Raw genomic sequence first — 19,494 nt, 5'->3', positions numbered from 1 at the left:
AGGGCCGGGGCACGCCGCGCGGCGGATCGGCCTCAGTCGATCAGGCCGGTCCGATACGCGATCTCGAGGGCCTCGTCGCGCGAGTGCGCGTCGATCTTCCGGTACAGCGTCCGCAACTGGCTCTTGACCGTGTTGGTCGACACGAAGAGCGTGCGGGCGATCTCGAGTGTCGACAGGCCGCGCGCGAGTTCGGCGAGGACCGCACGCTCACGTTCGGTGAGTTCCACGTGGTGGACGGCCGCGGGGTACACCTCGCGGGCGTCGGTCGCGAGCAGCGCGGCCACGGCCTTCGACGGGGTCCGTGCCGCCGCATCCAGGTCGGCGAGCAGCGCCCGGGGGACCGTGGCGAGCATTCCGAGCAGCCCGGTCCGGTCCGCGATCGCCGTCGCCTGCGCCCACGACCGGGCGGCCGCGGCGTGCTCGCCCAGCGCGTGGTGCGCAGCGGTCTCGATCAGCAGGGCGTCGAGCTGGCTGCGGGTGAACGGATAGCTGAACCAGTCGCATTTGCGGCACAGTGCGAGCGCGGTCGCCGGCTTGCCGGTGAGCAGGTGAGCGCGCGCGGCGGGGATCAGCAGGATCGGCTCGGTGAGTTCGCGTTCGGCGAGCATCGACAGGGCGCGGTTGCCCTCGCCGAGGGCCAGGCGGAGTTCGATCTCGAGCGCCGATGTCAGCGACGCGACCTTCGATCCCGGGCGGAGCCTCGCGGCGTGGGACGCGATCGCGCGCTGCAGGACGGCCATACCGGCGTACGCCTGTCCGGTCGCGAGGGCGTGCCGGCAGTGGGCCAAAGTGACGAAAGGCCACAGCTCCTCGCGTTCGGACGCCTCGCCCAGTTCGTCGAGCCAGTGATCGGCGGCCGCGATGTCGAGGCGGTCGAGTGCCACCAGGGTGCGGGCCACGAGTCCGCCCACCTTGACCATCGGCTCGAGCCAGCCGTCGGGATCGGGATGTGCGTTCTCGAGCTCGATCCATTCCTCGGCGCGCCGCGGTTCGCCGGTCACGGCCCAGTTCATCGCGGAGTTGCCCGCCGCGTTGCGGGCCACGAAGTCGACTCCCTGCGCCAACGCGCCACGGTGTGCGAGCCGCAGCTCCACCGCCGATTCCGCGAATGCCCCGGCGAGTTCGTACGTGATTCCCCACTGGAGGCGCATCACCGGCAACTGGTCGGCGATGTCGTCCGGGCGGGTGTCGAGCGCGCCGCGGACCAGATGGGTGAGCCGGCGGGTCATTTCCGCGGCGCGTTCGTGCTCACCGCCGAGGCGGAGCATCAGGGTCTGGACGCAGCCCACGCTGAGGGCGTCGCGCGCCTTCTCGGTGGTGCCGAGTTGCTCGAGCGCTGCGGGCCGGCTGGGCAGCGCGTCGGCGGGGATGGTCGGCTGGGCGCCCAGGAGGATGAACAGGTCGCGTCCGGCCTTGATGGCGGGGTGGGCGTCGAGGTGTTCTTCCGGCAGGCCGCTCAGCGTCGACCGCAGTAGTCCGAAGTGGCTGTCGATCAGTCTCACCCAGTGATCGGAGATCAGATCGAGCACGAAGTCCCAGTCCTTCGCCTCGACCGCGTACCCGAGTCCCGACGCGATGTTCCCTCGCTGCACCTCGTGGCGCGCCAGGACCGTGAGTCTCTCGTCGCGGTCGATGCCCACCTGCGCCTGTGCCGCGAGCAGGCAGTCGCGGACGGCCGGCGCGAACTCCCAGGCGTCCTCGACCGTTGTCTCGCAATGGTTGACGATTCCGGCGGATTCGAGAATCTCGAGCCGTCGCACGGTGTCGTCGGCGCCGGTCAGCAGCCGAGCGATCTCCTCCGTGATGACGCGCGCGGTGGCGACGGTGATGACGAAGTCGCGGCTTTCGTCAATCGAAGGATGTTCGAGCACAGTCGATTGCACGTATCGGGCGATCGTGCTGTCGAGGCGGTGCGCGAGGAGTTCCCGGCGTTCCGGGGAGTCGGGGAGATTCTTCGTGACGACGACCGCGATGCGCATCAGGGCCGGCAGTCCTCCGGTCCGAGTGCGGATGTAGTCCAGTTCGCCCGGCTCGAGCGATATTTCGGCGTGAGCGAACAGCTCCTCTGCGTCCTCGCGGGTGTAGAGCAGGTCGCGCGCCAGGATCAGCTCGTGCGTGGGCTCCATGACGACGGGGTCCCCGAACAGCGATCTGTCGCACGCGGTGGCGACGATGTTGACGTTGTGGCACCGGTCGAGAAGATGCAGGATCTCGTCCTCGATACGGACGTCGTGCACCAGATCGATACGAACGAGTACGAGCAGTACCGGCGCTCCGCAGTGGGCGAGATACTCCCGGACCTGCTCTGCTGCCGACGTGTTGTCCGGCGACGGATCGGTCTCTCCCGCAATGATGCCCGCCGCACGGATTCGCTCGATCGCGGACCGCCAGAACTCCTCCGACGTGGTGGTCTCCGCAGGGGCGGAAATCCACAGCACTGCACGATATTCCGATCTGGCGGACTCGAGCCACGACACGAGGAGGTTGATCTTGCCGAAGCCCCGCGGCGCGCGGATCACCGTGATCGGCGAGTTCCGGTCCAGGCGCGCGAGAAGTCGCTTCCGGGCCGGAGCCCATGCCGAACTGCGGCTCGGCATCGGACCTGTAATGCCGTTCTGCCGGCGCTCTCTCATTGGAAACCACCCCCCGGCTCCGGTTCGCACGATTCCCGCGACGCGGCGGGCTTCGAGACTTCTCTCCACAAACCTCTTCCGCACGATCATTGCAAATTGCGCCACACCGGACATTGGCTACCCTCTACTTCCACCCGATGAGACCTGCACTTGATCGCCGCGTACGTCATGGGGCACGGTCGATCCCATGACCGAGACCGCTCCGGATCCCGCACTGCACGGTGCCGTGCGGGCGCCCCGTGCCGATGTGCCGGTCGCTCGATCGAATTCGGTAAGGCTGGTCACTCGTCTCGACCTGTCGCGGCCGGACGGTGCCGGAGGCATGCTCCGATTGAGCGGGCGGGCGTGGGAGTTCGAGATCGACGCGCGCGCCGTGGAGTCGGTGCGGGACGCGGCCGACCTCGAGGCAGTCGTGGACTATCACGACGGTCGCACCCTCACCCGCATCCGCACGTCGCCCGCTGTGCCGGAACTCGCAACTCTCGTCGGGGCACCGGCGATCGCAGGGTTCCGGGGGCGGGTCGACGCCGTGGTCGCGGATGGTGCCGCCGACGTGCGTGCACCGCTGGCCCAGTTGCTCGACGACGTGCCACTGGGCACGTTGATCTCGGGTCACGCCGTATCGGCCGAACGCGCGCTGGATCCACACGCTGCCGTGGGTGGCACCGGCTACGTTCCGGTGGGCGACCAGTGCGCGGGCTACGTCGACGGCGGCGCGCTCATCACCACGATCGCCGTGCGCGGGCGCAGTCCGGTCGCGGACGGACCCGTCGCACCGCCCCTCGACGACGCCTTCGGGCGCACACCGCCCGCCCTGGGGATCCACGCGATGCGACGTCGTCGCAGGATCGACCGGTGGACCGAGAACGGCGAGCTGCGTTGCGACGCGATGTTCCGAGACACCTACGTCCGCGCCGACGGGGTCGAGACGGTGATCCACGAGTACGAACTCACGGCGGCCGTCGACGCCGCGACGGGCGTCGTCCGCGAGGCGACGGCGACGCCTCGGGTGTTGCCGTGGCTCGATTGTCCGGGCGCCGTGGCCAGCGCCGGACGACTGGTCGGGACCGCGATCACGGACGTCGAGGCGGACGTGCGCCGCGGCTTCCGTGGACCGCACACGTGCACGCACCTCAACGACCTGCTGCGCAGCATCACGCGCTGATCCGGGGAATTCGCCCGATATCCGACATCGGCGCGGCGGACACGGGATGATGCCGGTGCCGGCGGGCGTGCGGCGGCGCAGTGCCCGCCGCGTCCCGCCGCATCACATCCGACCGTTGGACGAGGAGTGCCCGTGGGGATCGGTAGACGAGCTTCGGTCGTGGGACGGTTCGCGGCGCCTGCGTGCGCCCTCGCGGCGATGACGGCCCTCGCGGCACCGGCATGGGGCGCGCCCGCCGACACACCGGCGACGCCACCGACGGATGTGTCGACGTCCGAGCCGCAGGACTGCACCGCGACCGGATCGGCGTCGTCGGCGTCGCTGGACACCGGACTCGGTTCGGAGTGGTCGGCGCCCGTCTCCTCCGCGGCGTTCGGGCTGTCCTGCAGCGGATCGGCCGTGCTGCTCGACCTCGGGTCGCTCGCGGCGTTCGTGGGCAGCTGACGCCGCGAGGTCTGTCGAGACCGCACACGCGGGCCCGAGTCACGTCCAGCGGTGGGTCAGGACGTGGTCGCACGCAGGTTTCGGCGCAGGATCTTGCCGGAGGCCGACTTCGGGACGATCTCGATGAACTCCACCTGCCGCACCTTCTTGTGCGGCGAGACACGTCGAGCGACGAAGTCGATCACCGCCTCCTCGGTGAGCGCGGCACCCGGCTGGCGAACGACGAACGCCTTGGGCACCTCCTCGCCGTCGGCGTCGAGGACCCCGACGACGGCCGCGTCGGCGATCTGCGGGTGGGTCAGCAGGAGTGCCTCGAGTTCGGCGGGTGGCACCTGGTAGCCCTTGTACTTGATCAGTTCCTTCAAGCGGTCGACGATCGTGACGTTGCCGGCTGCGTCGACGGTCGCGATGTCTCCGGTGTGCAGGTAGCCGTCCGCGTCGAGCGCGTCGGCGGTGGCCTGCGGGTTGCCGAGGTAGCCGAGCATGACGTTGGGTCCCTTGCACCACAGTTCGCCGGGTTCGGAGTTGCCCTCTCCGATGGGGTAGTCGACTTCCTCCCCGGTGTTCGGGTCGACGAGCTTGCACTCCATGCCGGCGAGTGTCGGTCCCACCGAGTCGAGCGGAACGTCGTCCCCGTCGAACGGGATCACGTGGCTGACCGGGCTCATCTCGGACATGCCGTAACCTTGGCGGACCTTGCAGTTGAGCCGGGCGCTCACCGCCTCGCCGAGCGCCCGGTCCAGCGGCGCCGCGCCGGAGAACACGGTGTGCACGCTGGAGAGGTCGAACTCTTCCACGAGCGGATGTTTCGCCAGTGCCACGGCGACCGGCGGGGCGACGAACACATAGGTGCAGCGCTGCTCCGCGACGATTCGCAAGAACTCCGGTAGCTCGAACTTGGGCATCGTCACCAGTGACGCCCGGTTGTACAGGGCGGCGTTGAGCAGCACGGTCATTCCGTAGATGTGGAAGAACGGCAGAACCGCGAGAATCCGGTCGTTCGGGGTGATCTCGATCGGCGCCTCGATCTGGAGCACGTTGGCCACGAGGTTGCGGTGGGTGAGCATCACGCCCTTGGGTCGGCCGGTGGTCCCCGAGGAATACGGCAACACCGCCAGATGCGTGGCGGGGTCGAACGACACGTCGGGAGCGGGCACGTCCTCGGCGAGCAGATCGCTCAGGGATGGGTGTCCCGGCGCATCGTCGATCACGACCAGACGATCGTCGGGAAGGCCGACGGCGGTGGCTGCCTCCGTTGCTTGAGGAAGCAGCGTCGAGACCGTGAACAGCCACTGCGCCTTCGAGTCCGCGAGTTGTCCGCGGATGTCCGCCGCGGTGTAGAGCGCGTTGACAGTCGTGGCGGTGGCACCGGCCCGGAGGATGCCGTGGAACACGGCCGCGAAGTCGGGCGAGTTCGGTGAGAGGAGGGCGACGACGTCACCGACCCCCACGCCACGGGCCGCGAGGGCGCCGGCCACGGCGTCGATCCGCGCGATCAAGGTCCGGTAGTCGGTGACGGTCCCGGAGGCGCCGTCGATCAGAGCCGGACGATCGAGGTCGGTATCCGCGATGGAACCGAACAGGACGTCGTGGACACTCCGGTTCGGGATCGGGACGGCGGGATAGGGGCTGCGAAAGCTCATGATGCTCCTGTCGATTCGTTGTCCGGTGAGTTCGAACGCGTGCCGTGCCCATCCCATCGGGCCAGTGCCACATCCAGATCCTCGGTGCGCGGTGGCGGCGCCGCGCCGCGCGTCGAGCCCAGCCGTGGGGCTGGCGCCGGCATCATGAAGCCGGCGGTGTCGGTGAATGCCGCGCGGTGGGTTGCGTGGCTGTGAAGGGTGGCCTCCTGTAGCGAAAGTACCGGTGTGACACAGGCGTTCGCTCCTTCGAAGACCGCCGTCCAGTCGCTGCGCGCCCGAGAGGCGAAGATCCCGTCGAACCGTTCCGCCAGCTCGTTCCAGTTCGAGCGGTCCCACCGGTCGGGCAGTGCGGCCGGGTCGAGCCCCAGGCCTCGCACGAACCGGTCGTAGTACACATCCTCGAGGGCGCCCACGGCCATGAACCCGTGGTCGGCGCACTCGTAGGCGCGGTAGAAGGGCGCCGATCCGTCGAGGAGATTGGTGCCTCGGTCGGCCGACCAGCGGCCGGCATGCTGCCACGATCGGACGAGCGCGGTCACCGAGCTGGCACCGTCGATCATGGCCGCATCCACCACCTGGCCCCGGCCGGTCCGGGTTCTCTCCCACAGAGCGGCGAGGATGCCGACGAGCAGGAACATAGATCCCCCACCGAAGTTCGCGACGTAGTTCAGTGGCGGCGACGGTGGCCCGGTCGCGGGGCCGAGCGGTTCGAGCGCGCCCGACAGCGCAAGGTAGTTCACGTCGTGGCCGGCCTCCCGGGCCAGCGGGCCCTCCTGCCCCCAGCCCGTCATCCGGCCGTAGACCAGTCCCGGATTGTCCTGCAGGCAGACGTCCGGGCCGAGGCCCAGCTTCTCCATCGTGGCGGGCCGGGAACCCTCCATCAGGACGTCGGCGCTGCCGATCAGGCTGCGCACTCGGCGCCGGCCGCGGTCGCTGGTGAGGTCCGCGGTGACCACGGTCCGTCCCCGGAGCATCCCCGCATCGGCGTCGTCGATCCCGTCGTCGGAGGCTTTCGACGACGGCCGGACGACGCGCACGATGTCGGCGCCCAGGTCCGCCAACATCAGCCCCGCGTGCAGTAGCGGGCCGATGGCCTCCATCTCGACCACCCGGACACCCGCCAGCGGCCCGCCGTGACCGTGCGCGGCCGTCCTCTGCGGCATCGTCATCCCTGCCCGGCCGGGGCCGGAACCGCTGCGGCACGGGCGGGTTCGGTTCGGAAGTCCGCAGGGTCGACCTTGTTGGTCATTGCCCAGTAGTCGTTGATACGCCAGGGCAGTACCGATACGACGCGGCCGTCCGGGTTGCGGTACCAGTTCTCCATCGCGGGGTGTGTCCACACCATGCGTGCGTGCCGACGATCGACTGCCTCGTTGTAGCGATCGTTCACCTCGGTCCGGCACTCGAGTGCACCGAGCCCCTCCGACCGCATCAGCGCGAGAGCGTCCATGATGTAACGGATCTGGCATTCCAGGATCGTGATGAAGCTCCCTCCGTGGCCGAGGCCGGTGTTCGGCCCGGTCATGATGAAGAAGTTGGGGAAGTCCGGGACGGTGATGCCGAGATAGGCGCGGGCGTCGTGCTCACCCCAGATCTCCTTGGTGGACCGACCCGCGCGACCGACGATCTCCATCGGGTGGAGAACACGCACGCTGTGGAAGCCCGTCGCCATCACGATGACGTCCAGTTCGTGCTCGACGCCGTTCGAATCGATCAGGCCGGAGGGGGTGACGGCGTCGACACCGAACGGAACGAGGGTGACGGCGGGTTTGCGCAGCATCGCGAACCAGCCGTTATCCAGCAGCATCCGCTTGCCGAAGGGGGGATAGTCCGGCAGGGAGGCCGCGATCAGATCGGTGCGGTCACCCAGCTGATCGCGTAGGTAGCGCTCGTAGAACTTGCGATGACCGTGGTTGATCGCGTTGATCGAGGCGTTCGGCTCGGGCCAGTCCGGATCCACCTGGAGGGACGGGTACACCTTGTCGTTGAAGATCCACGACAGACGTGCCCGATACCACTCGCGATAGCCGGGCACGTGGTCCATGAGCCAGTGCACGTCCTCGGGGATGGTCGCGAAGTAGTCGTCGTTCGGCGCGATCCACTGCGGCGAACGCTGGAAGATCGTCAGCGATCCGACACGGTCGGCGATGGCCGGCCCGATCTGCATGGCACTGGCGCCCGATCCGACGATGCCCACCTTCTTACCCAGCAGCGCCTCCGGATCGTCGAGCTCGCTGGGCCACTCCGCGGAGTGGAAGAGACGCCCACCGAAACTCTCCATCCCCGGCAGGTTGGGGACCTTCGGACGGTTGAGCAGGCCGACAGCGCTGATCAGGATCGGCGCCTCCCAGAGCTCCGAGCTCTCGTCGGGCCGGCGCACCGTGACGCGCCAGCACTGTCGCGACTCGTCGAACTCGGCACGCGTCACCTCGTGCCGGAAACGGACATGCCGCCGGATGTCGTGCGCCGCGGCGAAGTCCTCGAGATAGTTCTGCACCTCGTCACGCTTGCCGAAGTGGGTCGACCAGTTGTGCGGGAACGACGAGATCGAGTACAGGTGGCTCGGTGTGTCGACCCCGGCACCCGGGTAGCGGTTCTCCCACCACGAACCGCCCACCTCGTCGTTCTTCTCCACGATCACGTGGGGGATTCCGGCGCGGGTCAGCTCGACCGAGGCCAGCATCCCCGCGATGCCCGCTCCGATCACGATCGCGTGTAGGCGGTCGTCCGGCGTGCTCGTAACGGGTTCCGGCCGTGGACCGTTGACGATCTCCGCCATCATGGGCGCGAAATCCGACGGCACCGTCTCACCGCAGGTGAGGTCGAGAATCCGCTCGACCTCCGCGTCGTCCAACCGTCGCCGCGGGGGCCGGCCCAGCGCCCACCAATGTTCGACGGCGTCCACCAGTGCACTCCGGATCTCGGACTGGACGTCGTCGGGAAGCCCTCCCGTCGCGTTGTCGTCCATGCCGCGGCTGCGGGTGGGTCGGTAACGGGTGCCCGTCCAGCGCTCGTCGGCGGTCAACTCCAGCAACACCGCGAGCATGGTCGGAACGTTTCCCTGTCGCACCGCCGAACGGAGGCGGTCGTGGTCAGTGAAGTTAGCCATGCGACGGAGGCTAACACGAGTTAGTTTGTTCGCAAACCTTGAAGGCCGAACCGTTTACAACCTTCGTAATCAAGGCTTGACCACGGGCGACGCCGATGCGAGTATGAGCCACATCATACTAACGATGGTAAGTCTTGGAAGTGAGGAACCATGGACCTGTCGGTACGTGTCGAAGCGTGGACGACCGATCTGCGGCGGTGGCCGAGACTGTGCCGTGAGGCCGGCGCGGGGCGGCCCCGGACTGTCCCTGCTGCTGCCGGTGTCGACGTCTGCGAGGCCGCATGAACACCGCGAGCGCAATGGCCGAAGGTCGAACCCTCACGCAGATCCAGGCATCACCTCTGGGTCGGGCGACCCTGGGCGACCAGCTCCGCCGCCACGCGCAGAGCCGGCCGTCCAAGGCCGCGATCGTGTCGTACCGTTCCGACGGTCGACGCACGGTGACCACTTACGCGGCGCTCGACCGGGGGGCCAACCGAGCCGCCCACATGTTCCTCGGGCTGGGGGTCTCCCGCGGTGACCGCGTTGCGGTGATGGCCCGCAACCGGGTGGAGTCGGTGATCGCCTACTACGGTGCCCTCAAGATCGGGGCGGCGTACTCCGGGATCAATGTCCTCTTCGGGCCCGGCGAAGTGTCCCAGCAGCTCGCGCATCTCGAGCCCGCGGCCGTCGTCGTGGCCGCCGAGTTCCTGCCGGTCGTCGAAGAGGCGCTGGCGGGCCTGACGACTCGTCCCGAAGTCGTGGTCCTCGACGGCGGACGCGACATCGGTGGCCACCGTTTCGAGCACCTCCTCGAGTCCTCGCCGGCCACCGAGCCGAATTGCGACGTGGACGAGCACGACCTCGCCATGATCGTGTACACCAGCGGCACCGAGGCGGCGCCGAAGGGCGTCATGCTGCCCCACCGCAATTACCTGGTCTCGACTGCGCCCGCCTACACGTGGGGGCTCAGGTGCCTGGACGACGACGTCTGGCTGTACGTGATGCCGTTCCACACGATCGCCGGGATCGGTTCCCTGACATCGCTTCTGCTCCTCGGTGCGACTTTGGTGCTTCCGGCGAGCCTCGCGCCGGCCGACGCGTTGCAGATGATCGAGACGGAGCAGATCACGGTGCTGGCCCAGACGCCGACGTTCTTCATCTCGCTCGCGGAACACCCACGGTTCGGTCCCGCAACCGTGGGCACCATCCAACGCTGCCTGACCTACGGAGGCCAGGTGTCACCGCGGACGGTGGATGCCTGGCACGACGCGGCACCCGCGTCGGTGTGGGGCACCTACTGGGGTCAGTCCGAGCTGACGCAGCTGGGTTCCGTCGGCTGGTTCAAGCGGCTCGAGGACATTCCCGATCAGGATCCGACCTGGATCGGCAAGCCGGTCGGACACCTCGAGGTCAAGGTGGTCGATGCCGACGGGAACGAGGCCGAGAGCGGCGAACTGCTCTGCCGCACACCGTCGGTGATGCTGGGCTACTACAAGGATCCCGAGAAGACGGCCGCGGTGCTCGACGGCGGGTGGGTACGCACGGGCGACATCGTGCGCCGCGACGCCGACGGCAACATGTTCTTCCTCGATCGCAGCAAGGATATGATCAAGACGGGCGGCTACAACGTGTCCTCCCAGGAGGTCGAGCGCGTACTGCAGACGCATCCCGGGGTGGCGCGGGCCGCCGTCGTGGGACTTCCGGATCCCTACTGGTCCGAGGCGGTCACGGGCTTCGTCGTCGCAGTCGACGGCAGCGACCTCTCCGTCCAGGAGCTCCGAGATCACTGCAAGACCGAGCTCGCCGGTTATAAGGTCCCCAAGGCGATCATGATCGTGGACGAGCTGCCCACGGACGCCCAAGGCAAGCTGCTCAAGAGAGAACTGCGCCGGATGTATGCAAAGGAATGAAACGCTGAACACCGAACCCGACGGCAGTGCGACGCCCGCATCCGGTCGATCCGGACTCGTGGGTCTTCCCAGTCGACGCGACGCCATCCTGGCCGCCGCGGCCGAGTACTTCGCCGAGCAGGGGTACCACTCCGCCGGGATGCGGGGCATCGCCGATTCGGTGGGGATCAAGGGTGCGAGCCTGTACAACCACTTCACCTCGAAAGAGGAGATCCTCTATGCGATCGCGCTCAAGATGACGCAGGTCCCGGTCGAGGAACATCTCCTGGTCCTCGAAGAGTCCGGAACGCCGGCCGAGCGGCTCACGGCGCTGATCGATGTCCATCTGCGGCACCTGGCGGTCAACCGGGTCGAGCACCTGGTGAGCCTGCGAGAGCTGTCTGCGCTCACCGAGGAGCACCGCGAACGGGTGCTCGAGTACCGCAAGTACTACCAGCGACGTGTGCGTGACGTGATCGCCGCCGGGGTTCGCGCCGGGGAGTTCGACAACGACGACCCGGCCCGCGCGGCCGTTGCCGTGCTGGACCTCATGAACGGGGTGAGCTGGTGGCTCCGGGACGATCACGACATCGACGCGCTGGTGACCACCTACGTGGATTACATCGTCGGCGGAATCCTGCGCCACCGCCCCGGACAGTAGAGAGGTCGGGCCGGTCGGCGGCCCCGGTCCATGTCCTCCGAAGCAGTCGGTCTCCCTTCGCATCGCGCGGAGGGAGACCGACTGCATTCACGTCTCGGATCAGAGTGCTCGCCGTAGAAGGGGGACCAGGGCGTCCGGATCCGCGATGGGGTTCGGGTTGGTCCCGCACCAGATGTCCTTGAACGTGTACGTCGCCAGACTGTGGAGATCGTTCTCGGTCAACCCCACCTCACCCAACGACCGCGGCATGCCGAGTTGCCGGATGAGCGTGTCCGCCAACTCGTGTGCGGGCGTCTGCGGCGCGCCCAGCGAGGCGCTGATCAGCGCTTGGCGATGCTCGTTGACCTCACGGTTGTACTCGAGCGCGAAAGGCGCCATGACGCACGAGGTGTAGCCGTGGGGCACGTCGAACGAACCACCGAGGGCGTGCCCGACGGCATGGCTCACGCCCATGTCCAGTCCCGCGACGATCGCGACCATCGACGACCACGCACCGACCTGGCACATCTGGCGGGCCTCCACGTCGTCGGCGTCCTCCTTCACTCGGACGAGTCCTTCGGAGAGCAGCCGGATGGCATTCATCGCCATTCCGTCGTAGTACCCGTTCGACTCGAGGGAGCCGAGCGTCTCGAAGGCGTGATCGAGCGCGCGCACCCCGGTCGAGAGCCACAGCCATTCCGGCGTGTGCCGTGCGAGCGTCGGATCGAGGATCACGGCCTTCGGGGTCATCGCCGGATGCAGGTACCCCTCCTTGACATTGCTCTTCTCGTCCGTCGACCCGGCCAGTGCGTTGAACTCGCCACCGGCGAGGGTCGTGGGTGCCACCACCACCGGAATCCTCGGCGCCGTGAAGCTGGGAGCCGTCACCGAGGTGTCCGGATTGACCTGCAGGTGATAGGCGTCCATCTGGGAGACCTCGCGAACGCCGTGTTCCAGAGTCACGGCCAGGATCTTCGCCAGGTCCGTCGCCGACCCGCCGCCCACGCACAACAGCATGTCGGGGTCGACCTCGGAGGCGGCCAGGGTCGCGGCGATGACGTCCTCGCGTGGCACGTGGGGCCGAACCGCGTCGAACAGTCCCACGAACCGAGCGCCCAGTGCCTCTCTCACGCGGGCGATCTCGTCGGTCTGCGAGTTGAGTGTGCCGCTGCACACGACGAACACACGCTTCGCGCCCAGCAGATCCGCTTCCTGGGCGGCGGCCTCGGCCACCGGGGTCCCGATGCGGACTCTCTCCATGGGCGTCAGGGAGACGAGCGATGACTGCACGGCAATACCATCCTTCTTCTTTTCGACCCGCCGACGACGCAGGCTAACGGCCGTTACCCTAGCCCACATTTGTGGCGTGCGCCACACCCTGTTTCTCCAACCGGGTGGAGAGCTGCGAGCGGTCCGGGATGCGGGCCTCCCCGTATCGAGTCTTCCTGCGGATTTACCGGGAATCGAGACCGGTGGGACGGTCCGACGACGAGCGGTCGGCCAAGCGGGAAGCCTACGGCGAGGCGACGGTGCGAACGTTTGCGAGCGGAGAAACTAACCGTTGTGTGTCTGCTTATTCGGTGTCCGTGCGCTCCCCGCCTCGGCACGCAGGTCGTTCCAGCGCCTGCCGTCCGTTCCCCCGGGGCAGCCGCACCGTGAACGTGTTTCCCGTGGAACCCGATGTCACGGAGATGGTTCCGCCGTGCAGCGTCACGTTCTCCTCGGCGAGGGCGAGGCCGATCCCGCTGCCGTCGGTGCGGCCGCGGGATTCGTCGGCCTTGTAGAAGCGTTCGAACAGGTGCGCCCGAACCTCCGCGGGGATCGGAGCGCCGTGGTCGGTCACGGTGATCACCGCGTCGTCGCCGTCGCCGTCGGTTCGCACCGCCACCGCCACCGGCGGCCGACCGTGCGCGAAGGCGTTCGCCACGAGGTTCCCGACGACGATGTCGATGCGGCGCCGGTCCACTCGGCACGGGACGGCTCCGTCCGCCCCGAGCCGGGCGCGCGATCCGAAACCACGGGTGGCCAACGACTCCCGCACGACCTCGACGAGGTCGTGCGGTTCGAGGACGAGATCGGCCCGTCCGTTGTCGAACCGGGAGATCTCGATGACGTCCTCGGTGAGGCGGGACAGCCGCTCGGTGCCCCGACTGACGATGCGGGCCGCACGCGCGGTGTCCGGCGCCATCGAGTCGGCGTCCTCTTCGAGGACCTCGGCGACCGCGACCAGCGCCGCGAGCGGCGTGCGGAGCTCGTGGAAGACGTCGGCGACGAAACGTCGCGCGTCGGCCTCCTTCGCAGCGAGATCGGCAACGGTGCGGTCGAGTTCGGCCGCGGACCGGTTGAACGTCGCGACCAGCTCGGACAGTTCGTGGCTGGCGCCGGCGGTGAGTTCCTGGCGGGGACGTCCCGGGACGAGCGCCGCAGCGGCGGCGTTGAGTCGACGCAGGGGCAGCACGAGTCGGCGCGCGGTCCACAGCCCGGTCAACGCGGCGAGCGCCGAGACGACGATCGCGACCGCCGCCGCACGGCGTTCGAGCGAATCGATCTGCGCCTGGGCCTCTCCCAGGTCGAACACGGCGGCGACGAACGTCGGCCGGCCCAGGGGCAACTCGGGATCCCCGACGCGGCCACCGACGTAGAACAGTGGTGCGCCGTCGTTGTCGACGCGCTGGAACACCGGTAGCTCCGACTGCTCGAGGCGGGCCAGTAGTTCCGGTGGTGGGGAAGGGACGCCGAGGGGCCACGTGTCGGTGCGGACGGTGCCGGACCAGGCGACGCTCCCGTCCCCGAGGCCGCTGAACTCGGACAGCTCTCGTCGGGTCGGACGCTCTCCGATCCAGGGCACCGCGGAGTCGAGGGTGTCGGCGAAGCTGTTCAGGATCTGGTCCTGCGCGGTCGAGAAGATGTTGGCACGCGCCTGCAGGTACACCGCGGCGGAGGTCGCCACCGCCGCGACCAGCGCGATCACCGCGACGAGCGCCGTGAGCCGGGCCTGCAGCCCCGGGCGCCGAATCCTCATGCGACGGGACCGAACCGGTAGCCGAATCCGCGCACCGTCTGCACGTAGCGGGGATTCGACGGTTCCTTCTCGATCTTCGCGCGCAGTCGCTGCACACAGGCGTCGACCAGACGGGAGCCGCCGAGGTGGTCGAAGCCCCACACCTTCTCGAGCAGTTGCTCGCGGGAGAGCACCTGGCCGGGGCGCTCCGACAGAGCCAGCAGCAGTTGCCATTCGGTGCGGGTGAGTTCGGGCCGCCGAGCGCCCTCGGTGAGGGTCAGGGCGTCGCGATCGATCACGAGGTCGCCGTGCACCTCGCGGCCGTCCACGGTGGGTGCGGTCGGGGTTCGGCGCAGCACCGCCTTGATACGAGCGTCGAGGATCCGCGGCTGCACCGGCTTGACGACGTAGTCGTCGGCGCCGGTCTCGAGTCCCGAGACGACGTCGACGTCCTCACCGCGTGCGGTGAGCATGATGACGGGGACACCGCTGCGGGCCCGGATCCGCCGGCACACCTCGAACCCGTCGACGCCCGGCAGCATCACGTCCAGCACGACGATGTCGGGCGCGCCGTCGGCGAGCGCCGCCAGTCCGGCCTCACCGCTGGCCGCCGCCGTCACCACGTGTCCGTAGCGGTGCAGCGCGAGGCTCAGCGCGTCGCGCAGGTTGTCGTCGTCCTCGATCAGCAACACCGCAGTCATGACGCCCATCCTCCCGACCCTGGGCCCCGGGACAATCGTCGCCACACCTTGTAGCAGAACGGTGACGAAACACCCGCAGGATCCGGAAACTCGGCGGCGACGGTGGACGCCATGCACATCCTTCGTAGAGGTATCGCCCTCCCGATCGCGGTCGTGATCCTGCTGGTGGGCGCCGCGCTGTGGTTCGTCGACGTGATGTCGCGACCGGGATCCGGTGGGCCCGTCGGCCTGGCGCGGCCCGGCGCCTCGACCGCGTACACCTTCGTGGACGACGCGGTCGCGGAGATGCGTGTCGGAGGGGCGCGGCAATCGCGGCCGCGGCCCACCGCGAGCACCGCGAAGGTCATCACGGCGCTGGCCGTGCTGGAGAGGAAGCCGCTCGCGCCGGGCGAGGACGGGCCGACGCTGACCATGACCGAGGCCGACGCCGATCTCTACCGCGACTACGCCGACCGGGGCGGCTCGGCGGTCGCGGTGGGAGCCGGACAGCAGTTGTCGGAGTACGAGATGCTCGTCGGCATGCTGTTGCCGTCGGCCAACAACCTGGCCGACACCCTCGCGGTGTGGGCATTCGGATCGCTCGCCGAATACCGGACGGCGGCAACGCAGCTGGTCCGTTCGCTCGGCATGACGTCGACGACGGTGGGTACCGACGCGAGCGGCTTCTCGTCGTCGACGACCAGCACCGTGCAGGACCTGACCCTGCTAGCGGCGGCGGCCGTGCGAAATCCGGTGATCGCCGAGATCGTCGCGCGCGACCACGCGACGCTGTCGGGGGTGGGGGTGGTCTTCAACACCAACTCGCTGCTCGGCCGTCCGGGAGTGGTGGGCCTCAAGACCGGTACGACCGACGAGGCGGGCGGGGTGTTCCTGTTCGCCGCGCGGGTCGGCGCCGCCGGCCGTCTCGTGGTGGGGGCGGTGCAGGGCGAGGGCCGGTCGGCCCACGACGCCGTCACCCGGGCGTCCCGCCTGCTCGACGAGATCGAGGAGGACACCGCCACCGAGGGCTGACCGGACCCTCAGTGGCTGACGGGTGCGCCGAATCCTCTCTGTGCGAGCCAGTCCAGGACGGTGTCGGCGACGTCCGGCCAACCGTGGTCGACGGTGAGGGAGTGACCGCGGTCCGCCAGCACGATGTAGTCGTTGTCGGTGGGGGCCTTGCGGTAGCGGTGGTGGGCGGACCGGCTGACCGATTCCGGGACGGCGTGGTCCTGACCACCACCGAGGATGAGCAGCGGTCCACGACGTGCGGTCGTGTCGACGTGCGCGGGAGAACCGGGTAGCAGGTTCGCGAACGCCGCCTGGAACAGCGGCCGGCCGGGGGACGGGATGGTCCAGTGGTCGTAGATTTCGTCGGATTCGCTGCGGTCGATGGCATTTCCGAAGCTGTACGCGAAGGCGTCGGGCGTCAGTGTCACGGTGCGTTTGGCGTTCGCCGGGTTGCCAAGTACGGAGAACGTCGACCGTAGTTGCGCGAGCGGCAGTACCTTCACGCCCTGGATCTGGGCGGGGTCGATCGCCACGGCGGCCGCGGCGACGTCGGCGGCCAGCAGTTTCTGCGCGACGAGGCCGCCGAACGAGTGGCCGACGACGATGGGTTTGCGGCCCAACGGTGCGATGGCCTCGGCGAAATGCGCGGTGACCTCGTCGATCCCGTAGCCGGCCTGGTCGTCGGCGTGTTCGCGGGTGTCGGTGATGCTCGGCGCCTCTCCGGGCCACGTGGGTGCCAGGGTGCTGAATCCGGCGGCGCCGAATCTCGTTCGCCACGGGTCCCACGAGGAGGCGGCGAGCCAGAGTCCGTGGATGAACATGACCGGCGGGGCGTCGACGGCGAGGTGCGGTGTGTCCGGCGTGTCGGGCATGGTCTCGGGTCCTTCCAGATCGTGGAATGTGTCCCCAGTGCTGGCTATCACGATGCTCGGCCGCACCACTCGCGGAAGTCGTTATCGCCGTTTCGGTATGGACTTTGGTCACCAATCGAGGACAAACAGTTCGATTCGGTCCCGTTCAGTGAGATTCGTGCCACTCTCGACTGACACGTGTTTCAGTGTGAAGCAGGACACATCATCAAACAGATGATTGATACCGGTAGTCGAGCGTTTTCACTGAAAGGGACTTGGGGAGCGGTCATGACGACGATGGATACGGAGAACGAAGAAGTCCGGATGATCGATGCCGGCGAGGCCCCGGAGCGTTTCGCGCGCGGGTGGCACTGCGTCGGTCTGACGCGCGACCTGCGTGACGGCAAGCCGCATCCGATCCACGCCTTCGGCACCAAGCTGGTGGTGTTCGCGGACAGCGAGGGCGATCTGAAGGTTCTCGACGCGTACTGCCGGCACATGGGTGGCGACCTGAGCCAGGGCGAGATCAAGGGCGACTCGGTGGCGTGTCCGTTCCACGACTGGCGCTGGAACGGCAAGGGCCGCTGCACCGACATCCCCTACGCCCGCCGCGTGCCGCCGCTCGCCAAGACCCGCGCGTGGACCACGATGGAAAAGGACGGACTGCTGTTCGTCTGGCACGACCCCGAGGGCAACCAGCCGCCGGCCGAGGTCACCATCCCGGAGATGACCGCCCCCGGTGAGGAGTGGACCGACTGGGTGTGGAAGCAGATCACCATCGACACCAACTGCCGCGAGATCATCGACAACGTCGTCGACATGGCCCACTTCTTCTACGTGCACTACGGCTTCCCGATCAAGTTCAAGAACATCTTCGAGGGCCACATCGCCACCCAGTACTACGAGGGCGTCGGACGCGAGGACATGGCCCGGCCCACAAAGGACGGACAGGCGGCCTCCACGGGCAACAGCTCGGTCGCGGCGTACTACGGCCCGTCCTTCATGATCGACGAGTTGACCTACCACTACCCGGATTTCGACATCGACTCGATCCTGATCAACTGCCACTACCCGATCTCGCCGAACAAGTTCGTCCTCATGTACGGCATCAAGGTCAAGCAGAGCGAGTCGGTCAGTGGCGCGAAGGCGAACGCACTGGCCGCCGGGATGGCCAAGTTCATCGCGATCGGGTTCGAGCAGGACGTCGCGATCTGGAAGAACAAGACCCGCATCGAGAACCCGCTGCTGTGCGAGGAAGACGGGCCCGTCTACCAGCTGCGCCGCTGGTACGAGCAGTTCTACGTCGACGTCGCCGACATCAGCCCGGACATGACCAACCGTTTCGAGTTCGAGATGGACACCACCAAGCCGGTCGCGGCCTGGCGGCGCGAGGTCGCCGAGAACATGGAGCGCCGGGCGGCCGAGCTCGCTGCTTCGAACTGACGCCGACGGACGACCCGCGGGGTGCGCCGGAATAAGCCGACGCGCCTCGCGGTTGCCCGGTCATGGCCAGAACGGTGGTCGCAACCGCGTACGGGGGCCCCGAGGTCCTCGAGGTGATCGACGCGGACATCCCGCCCCCGGGGCAGGGCCAGGTCGTCGTCGCGATGCGGGCTGTCGGGGTCAATCCGCTGGACTACAAGCTCTACAGCGGTGCCTTCGGTACCGATCCCGCCCGCTTGCCGATCCGCCCGGGCATGGAGGGGGCCGGCATCGTCGAACAGACCGGTGCCGGCGCCGACACCGTCCGGGTGGGCGACGAGGTGATCGTGCGCACCGATGAGGGCGCCTACGCCGATCGGGTACTGCTTCCGGTGGACGACGTCCTGCCGAAACCCGAATCGCTGACATGGGAGGGCGCAGCCTGCCTGCTGTCGTCGGGCGCGACGGCGTACGAGGCCCTCGCGGTCGCAGACGTGGGCGAGGGGGACACCGTCGTCATCCACGGTGCGGCCGGCGGTGTCGGTGAACTGGCCGTCCAACTGGCCGTGATGCGAGGCGCCGTGGCGATAGGCGTCGCCTGGCCCGTTCATCACGATTTCCTGCGCACTCTCGGCGCCGTCCCGGTCTCGCCGGGGCCCGGCCTGGTCGCGCGGATCCACGAGGTCGCACCGGACGGGGTCGACGCGGTCGTGGACACCGTCGGTACCGACGAGGTGGTCGACGATTCGCTCGCGCTGGGCGTGGAGAGGGATCGGTTCGTCAGTCTCGTCGCGTTCGGCCGGGCGGTCCGCGACGGCTTCCGCACGGTCGACGGGATCAGTGAGGAGAGTGCGCGGATCCGCCGCGAGGCGCGTCCGCTGCTCGTGGACATGGCCGGGCACGGCGGGCTGGACGTGGTCGTCGGCACCCGGTTCCCGTTGGCCGAGGCCGCGGCGGCGCACCGAGCGCTGCAGGAACCGCACGCCCGGGGCAAGTTCGTGCTGCTGCCGTAGCGGGGACGGCA

At 68.4% G+C, this 19,494-nt stretch carries 15 protein-coding genes; 7 read left to right on the top strand and 8 right to left on the bottom strand.

Annotated features, from left to right (window positions below):
- Window positions 1–32: 32 nt before the first annotated feature.
- On the bottom strand, window positions 33–2,597 hold the full coding sequence (locus A6I89_RS10445; RefSeq protein WP_022598461.1) for a LuxR C-terminal-related transcriptional regulator: 2,565 nt from the start codon (window positions 2,595–2,597) through the stop codon (window positions 33–35).
- A gap of 223 nt (window positions 2,598–2,820) precedes the next feature.
- Here A6I89_RS10445 and A6I89_RS10440 point away from each other — a divergent pair, with 223 nt between their 5' ends.
- Together A6I89_RS10440 and A6I89_RS10435 are read left to right on the top strand one after the other, a co-directional pair.
- Entirely contained in the window at window positions 2,821–3,798 is a 978-nt protein-coding gene (locus A6I89_RS10440; RefSeq protein WP_022598460.1) for a DUF2889 domain-containing protein, read from the top strand.
- Between the two features lie 132 nt (window positions 3,799–3,930).
- Window positions 3,931–4,242 (top strand): hypothetical protein, encoded by a 312-nt coding sequence (locus A6I89_RS10435; protein WP_064066942.1) that lies wholly within the window; start codon window positions 3,931–3,933, stop codon window positions 4,240–4,242.
- 56 nt (window positions 4,243–4,298) lie between these two features.
- On the opposite strand, the gene A6I89_RS10430 is transcribed toward A6I89_RS10435, so the two are convergent.
- Genes A6I89_RS10430 through A6I89_RS10420 form a run of 3 tightly spaced genes read right to left on the bottom strand, consistent with a single transcriptional unit; the run spans window position 4,299 to window position 8,931 of the window.
- Window positions 4,299–5,885, bottom strand: a complete 1,587-nt coding sequence (locus A6I89_RS10430) for an AMP-binding protein (RefSeq protein ID WP_022598458.1) — start codon at window positions 5,883–5,885, stop codon at window positions 4,299–4,301.
- Window positions 5,882–7,054, bottom strand: a complete 1,173-nt coding sequence (locus tag A6I89_RS10425; RefSeq protein ID WP_022598457.1) for a CaiB/BaiF CoA transferase family protein — start codon at window positions 7,052–7,054, stop codon at window positions 5,882–5,884. The genes A6I89_RS10430 and A6I89_RS10425 overlap by 4 nt, the downstream gene beginning before the upstream one ends.
- A complete protein-coding gene (locus A6I89_RS10420; protein ID WP_022598456.1) occupies window positions 7,051–8,931 on the bottom strand; it encodes a flavin-containing monooxygenase in 1,881 nt (626 codons plus the stop codon). The genes A6I89_RS10425 and A6I89_RS10420 overlap by 4 nt, the downstream gene beginning before the upstream one ends.
- Before the next feature lie 344 nt (window positions 8,932–9,275).
- On the opposite strand from A6I89_RS10420, the gene A6I89_RS10415 reads away from it, so the two are divergent.
- Window positions 9,276–10,886, top strand: coding sequence for a class I adenylate-forming enzyme family protein (locus tag A6I89_RS10415; protein ID WP_022598455.1), 1,611 nt, complete (start codon window positions 9,276–9,278; stop codon window positions 10,884–10,886).
- Entirely contained in the window at window positions 10,873–11,526 is a 654-nt protein-coding gene (locus A6I89_RS10410) for a TetR/AcrR family transcriptional regulator (RefSeq protein ID WP_005516912.1), read from the top strand. Before A6I89_RS10415 ends, A6I89_RS10410 begins: the two co-directional genes overlap by 14 nt.
- Before the next feature lie 99 nt (window positions 11,527–11,625).
- Here A6I89_RS10410 and A6I89_RS10405 read toward each other — a convergent pair whose 3' ends face one another.
- From A6I89_RS10405 to A6I89_RS10395, 3 genes are all read right to left on the bottom strand, one after another.
- Window positions 11,626–12,795 (bottom strand): iron-containing alcohol dehydrogenase, encoded by a 1,170-nt coding sequence (locus A6I89_RS10405; RefSeq protein ID WP_022598453.1) that lies wholly within the window; start codon window positions 12,793–12,795, stop codon window positions 11,626–11,628.
- A 283-nt stretch (window positions 12,796–13,078) separates the two neighbouring features.
- Entirely contained in the window at window positions 13,079–14,527 is a 1,449-nt protein-coding gene (locus A6I89_RS10400; protein ID WP_022598452.1) for a sensor histidine kinase, read from the bottom strand.
- A complete protein-coding gene (locus tag A6I89_RS10395) occupies window positions 14,524–15,207 on the bottom strand; it encodes a response regulator transcription factor (protein WP_022598451.1) in 684 nt (227 codons plus the stop codon). The genes A6I89_RS10400 and A6I89_RS10395 overlap by 4 nt, the downstream gene beginning before the upstream one ends.
- 111 nt (window positions 15,208–15,318) lie before the next feature.
- On the opposite strand from A6I89_RS10395, the gene A6I89_RS10390 reads away from it, so the two are divergent.
- Window positions 15,319–16,218 (top strand): D-alanyl-D-alanine carboxypeptidase family protein, encoded by a 900-nt coding sequence (locus A6I89_RS10390; RefSeq protein WP_044991503.1) that lies wholly within the window; start codon window positions 15,319–15,321, stop codon window positions 16,216–16,218.
- A gap of 8 nt (window positions 16,219–16,226) precedes the next feature.
- Here the strand turns inward: A6I89_RS10390 and A6I89_RS10385 are convergent, their stop codons facing one another.
- Complete coding sequence (locus A6I89_RS10385; RefSeq protein ID WP_013417542.1) at window positions 16,227–17,138, bottom strand: alpha/beta fold hydrolase; 912 nt, start codon at window positions 17,136–17,138, stop codon at window positions 16,227–16,229.
- A 198-nt stretch (window positions 17,139–17,336) separates the two neighbouring features.
- Between A6I89_RS10385 and A6I89_RS10380 the strand changes: the two genes are divergently transcribed.
- Both A6I89_RS10380 and A6I89_RS10375 read left to right on the top strand, forming a co-directional pair.
- Complete coding sequence (locus A6I89_RS10380; protein ID WP_084978813.1) at window positions 17,337–18,491, top strand: 3-ketosteroid-9-alpha-monooxygenase, oxygenase component; 1,155 nt, start codon at window positions 17,337–17,339, stop codon at window positions 18,489–18,491.
- A 62-nt stretch (window positions 18,492–18,553) separates the two neighbouring features.
- Complete coding sequence (locus A6I89_RS10375) at window positions 18,554–19,483, top strand: NADP-dependent oxidoreductase (RefSeq protein WP_022598447.1); 930 nt, start codon at window positions 18,554–18,556, stop codon at window positions 19,481–19,483.
- Window positions 19,484–19,494: the final 11 nt, after the last annotated feature.

Origin of the sequence: Prescottella equi (assembly GCF_002094305.1) — a bacterium.
Classification (GTDB): Bacteria; Actinomycetota; Actinomycetes; order Mycobacteriales; family Mycobacteriaceae; genus Prescottella; species Prescottella equi.
Note: the sequence above shows the minus strand (reverse complement) of the source record. Positions and strands in the feature narration are given on the sequence as shown.